Raw genomic sequence first — 17161 nt, 5'->3', positions numbered from 1 at the left:
CAGATCACAGTTTTATCGTTCGATACTGAGGTAAGTAGGAAAGTCGGAACAAATACCCTTTCAGGTCAAATTCTGATGAATTTAAGTTTACTAAAATGGAGTCAGCTTTTGAGTTAGATGCACTGATTGCATCTCTAATTTCTAACAATCCTCCGGAGGATAGCTGTGAAAACAATTACCACAGATATCGCTGTTATTGGCGCCGGCGGCGCAGGCCTTCGTGCCGCTATTGCTGCTGCTGAAGCAAACCCAGAACTAGAAATTTCACTGATTTCTAAAGTTTACCCGATGCGTTCCCACACGGTGGCTGCAGAGGGTGGCTCTGCCGCCGTCATCAAGGATGAGGATAGTCTCGACAACCACTTCAACGATACCGTTGGTGGTGGTGACTGGCTATGTGAACAGGATGTTGTTGAGTATTTCGTTGAGAATGCCACTCGCGAAATGATCCAATTGGAACAATGGGGATGCCCATGGAGCCGCAAGGACAACGGTGACGTTAATGTACGTCGCTTTGGCGGCATGAAAGTAGAGCGTACATGGTTTGCCGCGGATAAAACCGGCTTTCATATGCTCCACACCTTGTTCCAGACATCAATCAAATACAAACAAATTAAACGTCTAGACGAATACTTCGTGGTGGACTTGCTGGTCGTTGACGGTGAAGCGCAAGGTCTGATTGCTATCCATATGTCTGAAGGCGAACTGGTTTGCATCAAAGCAAAATCGGTCATTATGGCGACTGGTGGCGCAGGCCGTGTTTACAACTGCAACACCAACGGCGGCATTGTTACCGGCGATGGTATGGCGATGGCCTATCGTCATGGTGCAGCACTGCGTGATATGGAGTTCGTTCAATATCACCCAACTGGCCTTCCAGGCACAGGTATTCTGATGACAGAAGGTTGCCGTGGTGAAGGCGGCATTATCGTCAACAAAAATGGCTACCGTTACCTGCAAGACTACGGTATGGGCCCTGAAACACCGATCGGCCAGCCCAAGAATAAGTACATGGAACTCGGCCCGCGCGACAAAGTATCGCAAGCGTTCTGGCACGAGCAGCAAAAAGGCAACACCATTAAGCACCCACTCGGTGATGTGGTCTTGCTTGATCTTCGCCACCTTGGTGAGGAATACCTCAATGAACGTCTGCCATTCATTTGTGAACTGGCAAAAGCGTACGTGAACGTTGACCCTGCAAAAGAGCCAATCCCTATTCGTCCAACCGCGCACTACACCATGGGCGGTATCGAAACCAATGGTAAGAATGAAACAGCGATCAAAGGTCTGTTCGCAGTCGGTGAATGTTCATCTGTTGGTCTTCATGGTGCAAACCGTCTAGGTTCTAACTCTTTGGCGGAGCTGGTTGTTTTCGGCCGAGTGGCTGGCGAAGGTGCGGTAGAGCGTGCGAGCGAGTTTAACGGCTGGAACGACAACGAAATTGCACGTCAGGTGAAAGCGGTTGAAGACCGTATCAGTGCGCTGATGAATCAAGAAGGCGACGAAAACTGGGCTGACATTCGAACTGAAATGGGTCACTCCATGGAAGCAGGTTGCGGTATCTATCGTCGTGAAGATTTGATGCAGGAAACGATCGACAAGCTGACCGAACTGAAAGAACGTTACAAGCGCATCAGCATCAAAGACAAAGGCAAAGTGTTCAACACGGACCTTCTGTACGCGATTGAAGTCGGTTACGGCTTAGAAGTTGCTGAAGCCATGGCACACTCTGCCATGATGCGTCGTGAATCTCGTGGTGCTCACCAGCGTCTTGATGATGGCTGTACTGAGCGTGATGATGTGAACTTCCTGAAGCACTCGCTGGCACTATACAACCCAGACGGCGCACCAACCATTAAATACGGTGATGTCAAAATCACTAAATCTCAGCCGAAAGCACGTCTATACGGTGCAGCGGCAGAAGAAGCTGAAGCCGCTGCAAAGAAGGCTGAGAAAGAACAGAAGGAGCAGGCATAATGTCAGACAATCGCATTCAGAAAGTCAGCATTCTTCGCTACGATCCGGCGAAAGATGATGAACCTCGCCTGCAAACCTTTAACGTGCCTTTCGATGACACCATGTCGATACTGGATGCCCTAGGCTATGTCAAAGATCACCTAGACAAAGGGCTGGCTTACCGTTGGTCTTGTCGTATGGCGATCTGTGGCTCATGCGGCATCATGGTAAACAACGTACCTAAGCTGGCTTGCAAGGCTTTCTTACGTGACTACCCTGATGGCGTTACCATCGAGCCACTCGCTAACTTCCCGATTGAGAAAGACTTGATTGTGGATATGACGCCGTTCATTGAACGTCTAGAAGCCATCAAGCCTTACATCATTGGCAACGACCGCACCCCGGAAGATGGTCCAAACAACCAAACACCTGAACAGATGGCACGTTATAAGCAATTTGCAGGTTGTATCAACTGCGGCCTTTGCTATGCAGCATGTCCTCAGTTTGGTTTGAACCCTGAATTCATTGGTCCAGCCGCTCTGACACTGGCTCATCGCTACAACCTCGATAGCCGTGACAGCGGCGCTCACGAGCGTATGGCACTGATCAACGGTGAGAACGGCGCTTGGGGCTGCACATTCGTGGGCTATTGCTCCGAAGTGTGTCCAAAGAGTGTCGATCCAGCAGCCGCAGTTAACCAAGGCAAAATCGTGTCGTCTCAGGACTTTGTGATTGCCATGCTAAAACCTGATGGTTCGCCAAAAAAAGTGGAGGCTTAGGATGACTAACCGTAAACCTTACGTTCGTGAAATGAAGCGTACTTGGTGGAAAGACAACCCTTTCTATCGCATGTATATGCTGCGTGAAGCAACAATATTACCGCTAATTTTCTTTACCTTGTTTCTGACCTTTGGTTTAGCCAGCTTGGTGATCGGTGAAAGTGCTTGGCAGAGTTGGTTGAGTTTTATGGCTAGTCCTGTTGTCATCGCCATTAACATTGTGGCGCTGCTAGGTAGCTTATTCCATGCGCAGACCTTCTTCAGCATGATGCCGCAAGTGATGCCAATTCGCATCGGTGGCAAAAAGGTAGATAAGAAAATCATTGTGCTGACCCAATGGGCGGCGGTTGCAGTGATTTCAGCTGTGATTCTGTTCGTGGTTTAACACCATACAAGTGAGGAGATTAAACGTGGTCGATTTGAATCCAAAACGTTCTGACGAACCAGTATGGTGGGGCCTATTTGGTGCTGGCGGTTCATGGTTTGCAATGATCACACCTGTGACCATTCTCGTGCTCGGCATTATGGCTCCGCTAGGCATACTAGATGCAGACGCACTGAGCTATGAGCGTGTGACCGACTTTGTTACCAGCATCATTGGTGCACTGTTTGTGATTGGTACTTTGTCTCTACCTATGTGGCATGCTATGCACCGTTTGCACCATGGAATGCACGATCTGAAGTTTCATACAGGCACCGCAGGAAAAGTAGCATGCTATGCTACGGCCTTTCTGATCAGTGCACTGTCGGTAATTTTTATCTTTATGATTTAGTCACGCTAGTGAAACGAAAAAGCACCTTCGGGTGCTTTTTTTATACCTTTACGGCTGAAAACAAAAAAGCGCCCCAAAGGACGCTTTTATCAGTAAACCGGAAATTACTTAACGCGGCTTACGTATTCGCCGGAGCGAGTATCCACTTTAATGACTTCGCCAATCTGGATGAACAGAGGTACGCGTACCACTGCACCAGTGACCAAAGTCGCTGGTTTACCGCCAGTACCGGCAGTATCACCTTTCAGACCAGGATCTGTTTCGGTCACTTCCAGCTCAACAAAGTTTGGTGGCGTCACCGCAATAGGGTTGCCATTCCAAAGCGTCAGAGTACAACGATCGTTCTCTTTCAGCCATTTGATGTTGTCGCCAACGGCTTTCTCATCTGCAGCGATCTGCTCGAATGATTCAGCGTTCATGAAGTGCCAGAACTCACCATCTGAGTAGAGGTAATCAAGTTCATGATCCATAACGTCAGCAGCTTCCACTGAGTCGCCAGACTTGAACGTTTTCTCAAGCACTTTGCCCGAAAGCAGCTTGCGGATCTTCACGCGGTTAAACGCTTGGCCTTTACCTGGTTTAACGAACTCGTTTTCGATAATGACACAAGGCTCGTTATCGAGCATAATTTTCATTCCGCCACGGAATTCATTGGTGCTAAAAGACGCCATGTCTATCCTCTAAACATCTTCGAAGTTGTCATAAATGCCAGACATAATAACCCGAAATGCGTCGCCTGTTGAGCAAAACTGGCTCAAAGAAATGGCAAATGCTGTCTCAGATCCTCAAATTCTTCTGCAACAGCTTGATATCGAGCCTACTGCTTGGAAGTCTGGCTTTGCTGCGCGTGAACTGTTTGCTCAGCGTGTGCCGCAAAGCTTCATTGATCGCATGGAGAAAGGTAACCCAAACGACCCGCTTCTACGCCAAGTTCTTCCACTTATGGATGAGTTTACGGATGTTGCAGGCTTCTCCACCGATCCTCTTGATGAACAGGACAATCAGGTCCCTGGTTTACTACATAAATATAAAAACCGCGTACTCATGATTGTAAAAGGAGGCTGCGCAATCAATTGTCGGTATTGTTTCCGACGTCATTTCCCTTATGACGAGAACAAGGGGGGCAAGTTAGTATGGCGTGAAGCAATCACTTACTTACAGCAGCACCCTGAAATCGATGAAGTCATCTTGTCTGGCGGCGACCCATTAATGGCAAAAGACCATGAACTGACCTGGTTAGTTAATGCCATTGCGTCCGTCCCCCATGTAAAGCGCCTGCGAATCCATACACGTTTGCCTGTCGTCATTCCTTCGAGAGTAACGTTAGCACTGACTCATCTATTGGCAAATACACGTCTTAACGTCATCCTAGTCACGCATATTAATCATGCAAATGAAATTAATAGCGACTTGATAGCTGCAATGACGACGCTAAACAAAGCCGGAGTGACACTACTCAATCAAAGTGTATTACTTCGTGGAGTGAACGACTCAACTGAGACACTTAAGCGCCTTAGCAATGCGTTGTTTGATGCAGGGATCTTACCTTATTACTTACATGTACTGGATAAAGTAAAAGGCGCAGCGCACTTTCTTGTCGACGATGAACAAGCAAGAGTACTAATGGCTGGTTTGGTTAAAGAAGTCTCTGGCTATTTAGTCCCCCGATTGACCCGCGAGATTGGTGGACGTGACAGCAAGACACCGATGGACCTTCATTTAGAGTAACTGCTTATTGATAGAAAGTGGTTGATTGACAATCAGCTACAAGTAATTATGGTTCATCTCTTTCGCATGCCTAAAGGAGCCATCATGCCTGTCACTGTCCGTCCGATGACGCCTTGTGATATTCCTGCTATTCAAAGACTATATGCTCTTCCCAATGCGCAATCTGGCACGCTACAACTGCCATTGCCATCGCTATTGATGTGGGAAAAAAGACTCAGCAATCTACCAGATGATGTTTATTGTCTTGTTGCAGAAGACAACGGAAACATTGTCGGTCAGCTAGGGTTTGAAACAAACAAACACGTTCGTCGTCGCCACGTTGGAGAGTTCGGCATGGCAGTGCATGATGACCACATTGGAAAGGGGATTGGTGGACTATTGATTGCGGCTATGATCGATTTAGCTGACAATTGGATAAATCTACGTCGCATCGAATTAACGGTGTATTGTGACAATGAAGCCGCTATTTCTCTCTATCGCAAGTTTGGCTTTGATATCGAGGGGCGCTCAACGGAATACGCATTCCGCAATGGCGAATATGTAGACGCTTATCATATGGCTCGGTTCCATCCGAAATTACACTAAAACAACGCTGAAATTAACGAAACATGGTTATTTTATTCAACTGAATCGATCTGATGTAAGTCAACAAGCGAGCCCATATAAGTGATCTCCGCTTCACTACGCTTACTGAACCACTCTTTTACTACTGCTATATCTAGATCTGTCGCCGAACCATATCTCAGCGCAGAACTAATCACCAACTCTATATTTTGAATACCACCACCTCCAACAAGTAGTTCTCGTGACTCTGCAAAGTCAGCAAACGATTCCATGAATACAGATAATTCTTGGTCGTTATCAGTATTCAGCCTTAAAGAGACTACAAAGCCAAATACAGCAAACTCATCCATGTACAGTTTCTTTCTTAATCGCTTCGTCCGTCGTTTTTTCATCCTCAGTGCTCCTATATTCAATCAGAATAGAATGAGTGTAGAAGGCGACTGTAGTGGTTTAATGATCCCGGACACCATTTAAGGTGGTAAAGTCACCACTAAAGAAAGAGGTGTTCCATGACAAGACAACGTCGTTCATTCTCCGCTGAATTTAAACTAGAAGCAGCCTGTTTGGTACTTGACCAAGGGTATTCAATTGCTGAGGCTAGCCGCTCATTAAACGTCGGTGAAACGGGACTCAGACGCTGGGTCACACAACTTGAACAAGAGCGCGGCGGTAGTACGCCAGTTTCCAAAGCCTTAACGCCAGAGCAGCAGAAAATCCAAGAGTTAGAGGCAAGGATCCATCGACTTGAACGAGAAAAATCTATTCTAAAAAAGGCTACTGCTCTCTTGATGTCGGACGAACTCGAACGTACGCGCTGATAGACCAATTGAGAGAGCAAGAACCGGTAGAATTGGTCTGTACTGTGTTCGATATCGCCACGTCGACTTACTATGAGCACTGCCAACGACGCCATGATATTGATGCTGAACGTTTGCATCTTCGTAGCGAGATCAACCGACTGTTTACGCTGAGCAGAAGCTCTGCGGGTAGTCGCACTCTGGTCGGCATGATGTGTGAAATCGGACATAAGATTGGACGATTCAAGGTTCGCCGATTGATGAAAGAGGCACAACTCATCAGCAAGCAACCCGGTTCACATAACTATAAGCAAGCTACGGTTGAACGGCCTGATATTCCCAATCAGCTTGATCGTCAGTTCACTGTCGACGCCCCAAATCAAGTATGGTGCGGCGATATTACCTATATATGGGCGGGTCATCGTTGGTGCTATCTTGCCGTTGTCATTGATCTGTATCGCAGACGGGTTGTCGGTTGGGCCATGTCTGACAGTCCTGATGCGGCATTGGTGACAAAAGCGTTGTCGATGGCGTATGAGCAACGAGGAAAACCAAGTGGCGTGATGTTCCATTCGGATCAAGGCTCCCAATACAGCAGTCGCCAGTTTCGACAACACCTGTGGCGGTATCGGATGACACAAAGCATGAGTCGCCGTGGCAACTGCTGGGACAACGCTCCAATGGAAAGGCTATTTAGAAGTCTAAAATCTGAATGGATACCAGCAACAGGCTATGCATCTTTTGCTGAGGCATCCAAAGATATCAGCCATTACCTGATGAGCTATTACAACTGGAAGAGACCGCATAGTTATAACGGTGGTCTTCCACCTGCGAAAGCTGAAAATCAGCCTAATTTACTGTCCGGAATGAGTTGACCACTACAGACTATCCGGTTGTCGGTATCAGTTATCAGTTATCAGTTATCAGTTATCAGTTATCAGTTATCAGTTATCAGAATAAGGAAAGGCCATACGAGTTAGCAACGTACTTTTTCGATAAGCGTAATTGCTATAGTAACTAACTGCGTAAACGCAAAAAGGCCACCCGATAGGGTGGCCTTTCTGTTTTTCTTTTTGCCTTCATCTTTTTCTTAAAAAGATGAAAACGAATTTGAAGCCTGGCGATGTCCTACTCTCACATGGGGAGACCCCACACTACCATCGGCGCTATTACGTTTCACTACTGAGTTCGGCATGGGATCAGGTGGGTCCATAATGCTATGGTCGCCAAGCAAATTTTGTACTGTTCCCCGCCATGAGGCGAAAAACAAAATCTGGGAAAATTCTGACTAGCTATATGCTCTCAATACACATTCAACGTTCTTATCTGAGTCCGCTAAAACCCCTTGGGTGTTGTATGGTTAAGCCTCACGGGCAATTAGTACAGGTTAGCTCAATGCCTCGCAGCACTTACACACCCTGCCTATCTACGTCGTAGTCTCCAACAACCCTTTAGGACACTTATAGTGTCAGGGATGACTCATCTCGAGGCTCGCTTCGCGCTTAGATGCTTTCAGCGCTTATCAATTCCGAACTTAGCTACCGGGCAATGCCACTGGCGTGACAACCCGAACACCAGAGGTTCGTCCACTCCGGTCCTCTCGTACTAGGAGCAGCCCCTCTCAATCATCCAACGCCCACGGCAGATAGGGACCGAACTGTCTCACGACGTTCTAAACCCAGCTCGCGTACCACTTTAAATGGCGAACAGCCATACCCTTGGGACCGACTTCAGCCCCAGGATGTGATGAGCCGACATCGAGGTGCCAAACACCGCCGTCGATATGAACTCTTGGGCGGTATCAGCCTGTTATCCCCGGAGTACCTTTTATCCGTTGAGCGATGGCCCTTCCATTCAGAACCACCGGATCACTATGACCTACTTTCGTACCTGCTCGAATTGTCATTCTCGCAGTCAAGCGGGCTTATGCCATTGCACTAACCTCACGATGTCCGACCGTGATTAGCCCACCTTCGTGCTCCTCCGTTACTCTTTGGGAGGAGACCGCCCCAGTCAAACTACCCACCAGGCACTGTCCGCAATCCCGATAAGGGACCAACGTTAGAACATCAAGCATACAAGGGTGGTATTTCAAGATTGCCTCCACACCATCTAGCGACGATGCTTCAAAGGCTCCCACCTATCCTACACATGTAGGGTCAATGTTCAGTGCCAAGCTGTAGTAAAGGTTCACGGGGTCTTTCCGTCTAGCCGCGGGTACACAGCATCTTCACTGCGATTTCAATTTCACTGAGTCTCGGGTGGAGACAGCGTGGCCATCATTACGCCATTCGTGCAGGTCGGAACTTACCCGACAAGGAATTTCGCTACCTTAGGACCGTTATAGTTACGGCCGCCGTTTACCGGGGCTTCGATCAAGAGCTTCTCCGAAGATAACCCCATCAATTAACCTTCCGGCACCGGGCAGGCGTCACACCGTATACGTCATCTTTCGATTTTGCACAGTGCTATGTTTTTAATAAACAGTTGCAGCCACCTGGTATCTGCGACTGCCTCTAGCTCCATCCGCGAGGGACTTCACCGGAGGCAGCGTACCTTCTCCCGAAGTTACGGTACCATTTTGCCTAGTTCCTTCACCCGAGTTCTCTCAAGCGCCTTGGTATTCTCTACCCGACCACCTGTGTCGGTTTGGGGTACGATTCCTTATAACCTGAAGCTTAGAGGCTTTTCCCGGAAGCATGGCATCAATGACTTCATCACCGTAGTGACTCGACATCGTGTCTCAGTGTTAACAGCGTCCCGGATTTACCTAAGACACCCACCTACGCACTTGAACTTGGACAACCGTCGCCAAGCCCACCTAGCCTTCTCCGTCCCCCCATCGCAGTTATAAGCAGTACGGGAATATTAACCCGTTTCCCATCGACTACGCCTTTCGGCCTCGCCTTAGGGGTCGACTTACCCTGCCCCGATTAACGTTGGACAGGAACCCTTGGTCTTCCGGCGAGGAGGTTTTTCACCCCCTTTATCGTTACTCATGTCAGCATTCGCACTTCTGATACCTCCAGCAAACCTTACAGTTCACCTTCAACGGCTTACAGAACGCTCCCCTACCCAACAATTCCGAAGAATTGATGCCGCAGCTTCGGTGTATCGCTTAGCCCCGTTACATCTTCCGCGCAGGCCGACTCGACCAGTGAGCTATTACGCTTTCTTTAAATGATGGCTGCTTCTAAGCCAACATCCTGGCTGTCTGAGCCTTCCCACATCGTTTCCCACTTAGCGATAACTTTGGGACCTTAGCTGGCGGTCTGGGTTGTTTCCCTCTCCACGACGGACGTTAGCACCCGCCGTGTGTCTCCCGGATAGTACTTACTGGTATTCGGAGTTTGCAAAGGGTTGGTAAGTCGGGATGACCCCCTAGCCTTAACAGTGCTCTACCCCCAGTAGTATTCGTCCGAGGCGCTACCTAAATAGCTTTCGGGGAGAACCAGCTATCTCCGAGTTTGATTGGCCTTTCACCCCTAGCCACAAGTCATCCGCTAATTTTTCAACATTAGTCGGTTCGGTCCTCCAATTGATGTTACTCAATCTTCAACCTGCCCATGGCTAGATCACTCGGTTTCGGGTCTACTCCTAGCAACTCATTCGCCCAGTTAAGACTCGGTTTCCCTACGGCTCCCCTATTCGGTTAACCTTGCTACTAAAAGTAAGTCGCTGACCCATTATACAAAAGGTACGCAGTCACCCCATAAAAGAGGCTCCCACTGCTTGTACGTACACGGTTTCAGGTTCTATTTCACTCCCCTCACAGGGGTTCTTTTCGCCTTTCCCTCACGGTACTGGTTCACTATCGGTCAGTCAGGAGTATTTAGCCTTGGAGGATGGTCCCCCCATGTTCAGACAGGATACCACGTGTCCCGTCCTACTCGTTTTCACAATAAAAGCATTGTCGTGTACGGGGCTATCACCCTGTATCGCGCCACTTTCCAGAGGCTTCCACTAACACTTAAACTGCTTAAGGGCTAATCCGGGGTCGCTCGCCGCTACTGCCGGAATCTCAATTGATTTCTTTTCCTTCGGGTACTTAGATGTTTCAGTTCCCCGAGTTCGCCTCATACAGCTATGTATTCACTGCATGATACGTGCTTATGCACGTGGGTTTCCCCATTCGGAAATCGTAGACTCAAGTGGCTTTTACTGCCTTATCTACGCTTATCGCAAGTTAATACGTCCTTCATCGCCTCTGACTGCCAAGGCATCCACCGTGTACGCTTAGTCACTTAACCATACAACCCCAAGAGGTCTTTATGTATGGCAAACAACCAAGGTGACTCTCGTTAAAGAGTCGGTTCAGCTTTCGCTGAACGGTTTTTCGCCGGACTCAAATATGTTCATCTTTCGATGAAACCAAGAACACTTGAATGTGTTTGGTGTTAATCCCATCAGGATTAACGTTTTGAGAACTTTTGTTTCGTTACCTCTCGGGTAGAGAGATAAGAAACAGATTTCAATTTATTTCCTCTCTATAAAGAGAAGTCATAAATCTACTAGTCAGCTTTCCAGATTTTTAAAGAGCAAAGTGATGTGTCTCTGATACAGAGATGTCCACTTTCTAAAGACACTCGTGAGAATGCGTTTAAAGAGTGGTGGAGCTATGCGGGATCGAACCGCAGACCTCCTGCGTGCAAGGCAGGCGCTCTCCCAGCTGAGCTATAGCCCCATGATGTTTTAATTCTCTCATGAGAAAGAATGGTGGGCGATACCGGGCTCGAACCAGTGACCCCCTCCTTGTAAGGGAGGTGCTCTCCCAACTGAGCTAATCGCCCACGATAGTTTTAATTCCCTCATGGAGAGAATGGTGGGTCGTGTAGGATTCGAACCTACGACCAATTGATTAAAAGTCAACTGCTCTACCAACTGAGCTAACGACCCGTGGCGTCCCATAGGGGAGTCGAACCCCTGTTACCGCCGTGAAAGGGCGGTGTCCTAGGCCTCTAGACGAATGGGACACTTATTTTTCAACAACTCGCGTTGCTGATGCGTTGAGGCTTGGGACCTCAACCACTCTTTACTTTTTCAACCTATACAATTTGTGTGGACACTGGCATTAATAGTATCGTTAAGGAGGTGATCCAGCCCCAGGTTCCCCTAGGGCTACCTTGTTACGACTTCACCCCAGTCATGAACCACACCGTGGTAAACGCCCTCCCGAAGGTTAAGCTATCTACTTCTGGTGCAGCCCACTCCCATGGTGTGACGGGCGGTGTGTACAAGGCCCGGGAACGTATTCACCGTGGCATTCTGATCCACGATTACTAGCGATTCCGACTTCACGGAGTCGAGTTGCAGACTCCGATCCGGACTACGACGTACTTTCTGGGATTCGCTCCACCTCGCGGTCTTGCTGCCCTCTGTATACGCCATTGTAGCACGTGTGTAGCCCTACTCGTAAGGGCCATGATGACTTGACGTCGTCCCCACCTTCCTCCGGTTTATCACCGGCAGTCTCCCTGGAGTTCCCGACATTACTCGCTGGCAAACAAGGATAAGGGTTGCGCTCGTTGCGGGACTTAACCCAACATTTCACAACACGAGCTGACGACAGCCATGCAGCACCTGTCTCACAGTTCCCGAAGGCACTAAGCTATCTCTAGCGAATTCTGTGGATGTCAAGAGTAGGTAAGGTTCTTCGCGTTGCATCGAATTAAACCACATGCTCCACCGCTTGTGCGGGCCCCCGTCAATTCATTTGAGTTTTAATCTTGCGACCGTACTCCCCAGGCGGTCTACTTAACGCGTTAGCTCCGGAAGCCACGGCTCTAGGCCACAACCTCCAAGTAGACATCGTTTACAGCGTGGACTACCAGGGTATCTAATCCTGTTTGCTCCCCACGCTTTCGCATCTGAGCGTCAGTCTTTGTCCAGGGGGCCGCCTTCGCCACCGGTATTCCTTCAGATCTCTACGCATTTCACCGCTACACCTGAAATTCTACCCCCCTCTACAAGACTCTAGCCTGCCAGTTCAAAATGCGGTTCCCAGGTTGAGCCCGGGGCTTTCACATCTTGCTTAACAAACCGCCTGCATGCGCTTTACGCCCAGTAATTCCGATTAACGCTCGCACCCTCCGTATTACCGCGGCTGCTGGCACGGAGTTAGCCGGTGCTTCTTCTGCAGCTAACGTCAAATTAATACGCTATTAACGTACCAACCTTCCTCACTGCTGAAAGTGCTTTACAACCCGAAGGCCTTCTTCACACACGCGGCATGGCTGCATCAGGCTTGCGCCCATTGTGCAATATTCCCCACTGCTGCCTCCCGTAGGAGTCTGGACCGTGTCTCAGTTCCAGTGTGGCTGATCATCCTCTCAAACCAGCTAGGGATCGTCGCCTTGGTGAGCCATTACCTCACCAACTAGCTAATCCCAACTGGGCCCATCCCGACGCGAGAGGTCCGAAGATCCCCCTCTTTGGTCCGTAGACATCATGCGGTATTAGCAGTCGTTTCCAACTGTTATCCCCCACGTCAGGGCAGGTTCCCAGCCATTACTCACCCGTCCGCCGCTCGTCATCTTCAAAAGCAAGCTCTTGAAATGTTACCGCTCGACTTGCATGTGTTAGGCCTGCCGCCAGCGTTCAATCTGAGCCATGATCAAACTCTTCAATTAGAATTTTTCTTGTTATCCCCATTTCCGAAGAAACAGGTCTAACGCTCAATGAATACTGAATTACTTTTTTGCCCTAAGGCAAATCTGCATTGACTGTGTTGACAGTGTCACTTCGAAAAGTTCAACCATCTTGGGTCACTCAGTGCATTGATAAATCTTATGTCTATCAAGTACGAGTGCCCACACAGATTGTATAGGTCAAATTGTTAAAGAACGTTGACTATTCAAGGCCTTGGCGCGTTGCGCTTCAGCAAGTCAGGCCGCGTATAATACGCGATTCTGATATTCAGTCAAGAAAAAACTTTCATCTATTTTCATTCGAAAATGAAGGGTAAAAATCTTTTTTTGACGTCGCTCACATGACAATCAGTAGGAGCGAAATAAAAGCCCGTTCGCTTGAACGGGCTCTCATTCAAATTTAAAGCCTGGCGATGTCCTACTCTCACATGGGGAGACCCCACACTACCATCGGCGCTATTACGTTTCACTACTGAGTTCGGCATGGGATCAGGTGGGTCCATAATGCTATGGTCGCCAAGCAAATTTTGTACTGTTCCCCGCCATGAGGCGAAAAACAAAATCTGGGAAAATTCTGACTAGCTATATGCTCTCAATACACATTCAACGTTCTTATCTGAGTCCGCTAAAACCCCTTGGGTGTTGTATGGTTAAGCCTCACGGGCAATTAGTACAGGTTAGCTCAATGCCTCGCAGCACTTACACACCCTGCCTATCTACGTCGTAGTCTCCAACAACCCTTTAGGACACTTATAGTGTCAGGGATGACTCATCTCGAGGCTCGCTTCGCGCTTAGATGCTTTCAGCGCTTATCAATTCCGAACTTAGCTACCGGGCAATGCCACTGGCGTGACAACCCGAACACCAGAGGTTCGTCCACTCCGGTCCTCTCGTACTAGGAGCAGCCCCTCTCAATCATCCAACGCCCACGGCAGATAGGGACCGAACTGTCTCACGACGTTCTAAACCCAGCTCGCGTACCACTTTAAATGGCGAACAGCCATACCCTTGGGACCGACTTCAGCCCCAGGATGTGATGAGCCGACATCGAGGTGCCAAACACCGCCGTCGATATGAACTCTTGGGCGGTATCAGCCTGTTATCCCCGGAGTACCTTTTATCCGTTGAGCGATGGCCCTTCCATTCAGAACCACCGGATCACTATGACCTACTTTCGTACCTGCTCGAATTGTCATTCTCGCAGTCAAGCGGGCTTATGCCATTGCACTAACCTCACGATGTCCGACCGTGATTAGCCCACCTTCGTGCTCCTCCGTTACTCTTTGGGAGGAGACCGCCCCAGTCAAACTACCCACCAGGCACTGTCCGCAACCCCGATTAGGGGCCAACGTTAGAACATCAAGCATACAAGGGTGGTATTTCAAGATTGCCTCCACACCATCTAGCGACGATGCTTCAAAGGCTCCCACCTATCCTACACATGTAGGGTCAATGTTCAGTGCCAAGCTGTAGTAAAGGTTCACGGGGTCTTTCCGTCTAGCCGCGGGTACACAGCATCTTCACTGCGATTTCAATTTCACTGAGTCTCGGGTGGAGACAGCGTGGCCATCATTACGCCATTCGTGCAGGTCGGAACTTACCCGACAAGGAATTTCGCTACCTTAGGACCGTTATAGTTACGGCCGCCGTTTACCGGGGCTTCGATCAAGAGCTTCTCCGAAGATAACCCCATCAATTAACCTTCCGGCACCGGGCAGGCGTCACACCGTATACGTCATCTTTCGATTTTGCACAGTGCTATGTTTTTAATAAACAGTTGCAGCCACCTGGTATCTGCGACTGCCTCTAGCTCCATCCGCAAGGGACTTCACCGGAGGCAGCGTACCTTCTCCCGAAGTTACGGTACCATTTTGCCTAGTTCCTTCACCCGAGTTCTCTCAAGCGCCTTGGTATTCTCTACCCGACCACCTGTGTCGGTTTGGGGTACGATTCCTTATAACCTGAAGCTTAGAGGCTTTTCCCGGAAGCATGGCATCAATGACTTCATCACCGTAGTGACTCGACATCGTGTCTCAGTGTTAACAGCGTCCCGGATTTACCTAAGACACCCACCTACGCACTTGAACTTGGACAACCGTCGCCAAGCCCACCTAGCCTTCTCCGTCCCCCCATCGCAGTTATAAGCAGTACGGGAATATTAACCCGTTTCCCATCGACTACGCCTTTCGGCCTCGCCTTAGGGGTCGACTTACCCTGCCCCGATTAACGTTGGACAGGAACCCTTGGTCTTCCGGCGAGGAGGTTTTTCACCCCCTTTATCGTTACTCATGTCAGCATTCGCACTTCTGATACCTCCAGCAAACCTTACAGTTCACCTTCAACGGCTTACAGAACGCTCCCCTACCCAACAACTCCGAAGAGTTGATGCCGCAGCTTCGGTGTATCGCTTAGCCCCGTTACATCTTCCGCGCAGGCCGACTCGACCAGTGAGCTATTACGCTTTCTTTAAATGATGGCTGCTTCTAAGCCAACATCCTGGCTGTCTGAGCCTTCCCACATCGTTTCCCACTTAGCGATAACTTTGGGACCTTAGCTGGCGGTCTGGGTTGTTTCCCTCTCCACGACGGACGTTAGCACCCGCCGTGTGTCTCCCGGATAGTACTTACTGGTATTCGGAGTTTGCAAAGGGTTGGTAAGTCGGGATGACCCCCTAGCCTTAACAGTGCTCTACCCCCAGTAGTATTCGTCCGAGGCGCTACCTAAATAGCTTTCGGGGAGAACCAGCTATCTCCGAGTTTGATTGGCCTTTCACCCCTAGCCACAAGTCATCCGCTAATTTTTCAACATTAGTCGGTTCGGTCCTCCAATTGATGTTACTCAATCTTCAACCTGCCCATGGCTAGATCACTCGGTTTCGGGTCTACTCCTAGCAACTTATTCGCCCAGTTAAGACTCGGTTTCCCTACGGCTCCCCTATTCGGTTAACCTTGCTACTAAAAGTAAGTCGCTGACCCATTATACAAAAGGTACGCAGTCACCCCACGAAGAGGCTCCCACTGCTTGTACGTACACGGTTTCAGGTTCTATTTCACTCCCCTCACAGGGGTTCTTTTCGCCTTTCCCTCACGGTACTGGTTCACTATCGGTCAGTCAGGAGTATTTAGCCTTGGAGGATGGTCCCCCCATGTTCAGACAGGATACCACGTGTCCCGTCCTACTCGTTTTCACAATAAAAGCATTGTCGTGTACGGGGCTATCACCCTGTATCGCGCCACTTTCCAGAGGCTTCCACTAACACTTAAACTGCTTAAGGGCTAATCCGGGGTCGCTCGCCGCTACTGCCGGAATCTCAATTGATTTCTTTTCCTTCGGGTACTTAGATGTTTCAGTTCCCCGAGTTCGCCTCATACAGCTATGTATTCACTGCATGATACGTGCTTATGCACGTGGGTTTCCCCATTCGGAAATCGTAGACTCAAGTGGCTTTTACTGCCTTATCTACGCTTATCGCAAGTTAATACGTCCTTCATCGCCTCTGACTGCCAAGGCATCCACCGTGTACGCTTAGTCACTTAACCATACAACCCCAAGAGGTCTTGTGTATGGACAAACAACCAAGGTGACTCTCGTTAAAGAGTCGGTTCGCTGTTTTTGACCCTACTTTTATGAAAAAGTGGAAACCAAGAACGTTGAACGGTTTTTCGCCGGACTCAAATATGTTCATCTTTCGATGAAACCAAGAACACTTGAATGTGTTTGGTGTTAATCCCATCAGGATTAACGTTTTGAGAACTTTTGTTTCATTACCTCTCGGGTAGAGAGATAAGAAACAGATTTCAATTTATTCCTAAGAATAAATCTACTAGTCAGCTTTCCAGATTTTTAAAGAGCATTTCTCTTTCGAGAACAGCGCAAAAAGCGCTAATCAATGACGTTGTCATTCATTAGGGCTTTTC

At 48.9% G+C, this 17161-nt stretch carries 9 protein-coding genes, 4 tRNA genes and 5 rRNA genes; 7 read left to right on the top strand and 11 right to left on the bottom strand.

Annotated elements, in window-relative coordinates; genetic code table 11:
* Nucleotides 1–165 precede the first annotated feature (165 nt).
* From frdA to frdD, 4 genes are read left to right on the top strand one after another with little or no spacing between them, the layout of a single operon-like run.
* Complete coding sequence (gene frdA / locus AC3CIC_RS01085) at nt 166–1977, top strand: fumarate reductase (quinol) flavoprotein subunit (RefSeq protein WP_488515136.1); 1812 nt, start codon at nt 166–168, stop codon at nt 1975–1977.
* Nucleotides 1977–2735, top strand: a complete 759-nt coding sequence (locus tag AC3CIC_RS01080) for a succinate dehydrogenase/fumarate reductase iron-sulfur subunit (protein WP_488515135.1) — start codon at nt 1977–1979, stop codon at nt 2733–2735. The genes frdA and AC3CIC_RS01080 overlap by 1 nt, the downstream gene beginning before the upstream one ends.
* 1 nt (nt 2736) lies before the next feature.
* Nucleotides 2737–3120 carry a fumarate reductase subunit FrdC gene (frdC, locus tag AC3CIC_RS01075; protein ID WP_488515134.1) on the top strand — a complete coding sequence of 128 codons (384 nt, stop codon included), beginning with the start codon at nt 2737–2739 and terminating at the stop codon, nt 3118–3120.
* 25 nt (nt 3121–3145) lie between these two features.
* Complete coding sequence (frdD, locus tag AC3CIC_RS01070) at nt 3146–3508, top strand: fumarate reductase subunit FrdD (protein ID WP_394212119.1); 363 nt, start codon at nt 3146–3148, stop codon at nt 3506–3508.
* A gap of 104 nt (nt 3509–3612) precedes the next feature.
* Here frdD and efp read toward each other — a convergent pair whose 3' ends face one another.
* Nucleotides 3613–4179, bottom strand: coding sequence for an elongation factor P (gene efp, locus AC3CIC_RS01065; protein ID WP_016959130.1), 567 nt, complete (start codon nt 4177–4179; stop codon nt 3613–3615).
* A gap of 34 nt (nt 4180–4213) precedes the next feature.
* On the opposite strand from efp, the gene epmB reads away from it, so the two are divergent.
* A complete protein-coding gene (epmB, locus tag AC3CIC_RS01060; protein WP_488515133.1) occupies nt 4214–5236 on the top strand; it encodes an EF-P beta-lysylation protein EpmB in 1023 nt (340 codons plus the stop codon).
* An 84-nt stretch (nt 5237–5320) separates the two neighbouring features.
* The gene (locus tag AC3CIC_RS01055) at nt 5321–5821 is read left to right on the top strand and encodes a GNAT family N-acetyltransferase (protein WP_017005287.1); all 501 of its coding nucleotides are present in this window, start codon (nt 5321–5323) and stop codon (nt 5819–5821) included.
* Between the two features lie 32 nt (nt 5822–5853).
* Here the strand turns inward: AC3CIC_RS01055 and AC3CIC_RS01050 are convergent, their stop codons facing one another.
* The gene (locus tag AC3CIC_RS01050; protein ID WP_488515132.1) at nt 5854–6192 is read right to left on the bottom strand and encodes a 50S ribosome-binding protein YggL; all 339 of its coding nucleotides are present in this window, start codon (nt 6190–6192) and stop codon (nt 5854–5856) included.
* Between the two features lie 117 nt (nt 6193–6309).
* Between AC3CIC_RS01050 and AC3CIC_RS01045 the strand changes: the two genes are divergently transcribed.
* A protein-coding gene (locus tag AC3CIC_RS01045) for an IS3 family transposase (protein ID WP_488514316.1) occupies nt 6310–7472 on the top strand; the annotation gives its coding sequence in 2 pieces (ribosomal slippage) (nt 6310–6565 and nt 6565–7472; 1164 coding nt in all).
* Between the two features lie 240 nt (nt 7473–7712).
* Here the strand turns inward: AC3CIC_RS01045 and rrf (AC3CIC_RS01040) are convergent.
* From rrf (AC3CIC_RS01040) to AC3CIC_RS01000, 9 genes are all read right to left on the bottom strand, one after another.
* Nucleotides 7713–7828: ribosomal RNA gene (gene rrf, locus AC3CIC_RS01040) — 5S ribosomal RNA — on the bottom strand.
* Between the two features lie 125 nt (nt 7829–7953).
* A 23S ribosomal RNA gene (locus AC3CIC_RS01035) occupies nt 7954–10847 on the bottom strand.
* A gap of 358 nt (nt 10848–11205) precedes the next feature.
* Nucleotides 11206–11281: transfer RNA gene (locus AC3CIC_RS01030), tRNA-Ala, on the bottom strand.
* Between the two features lie 30 nt (nt 11282–11311).
* A tRNA-Val gene (locus AC3CIC_RS01025) sits at nt 11312–11387 on the bottom strand.
* A gap of 30 nt (nt 11388–11417) precedes the next feature.
* A tRNA-Lys gene (locus AC3CIC_RS01020) sits at nt 11418–11493 on the bottom strand.
* Nucleotide 11494: 1 nt separating this feature from the next.
* Nucleotides 11495–11570, bottom strand: a tRNA-Glu gene (locus AC3CIC_RS01015).
* 111 nt (nt 11571–11681) lie between these two features.
* Nucleotides 11682–13226 (bottom strand): 16S ribosomal RNA (locus AC3CIC_RS01010).
* Between the two features lie 423 nt (nt 13227–13649).
* Nucleotides 13650–13765: ribosomal RNA gene (gene rrf / locus AC3CIC_RS01005) — 5S ribosomal RNA — on the bottom strand.
* Between the two features lie 125 nt (nt 13766–13890).
* Nucleotides 13891–16783: ribosomal RNA gene (locus tag AC3CIC_RS01000) — 23S ribosomal RNA — on the bottom strand.
* Together the 16S, 23S and 5S rRNA genes with 4 tRNA genes alongside form the textbook arrangement of a ribosomal RNA operon.
* Between the last annotated feature and the right edge of the window lie 378 nt (nt 16784–17161).

The organism is Enterovibrio sp. QJM3NY_24, assembly GCF_057786035.1.
The sequence above is the reverse complement of the archived record's forward strand: the minus strand, read 5'-3'. Positions and strand labels throughout refer to the sequence as shown.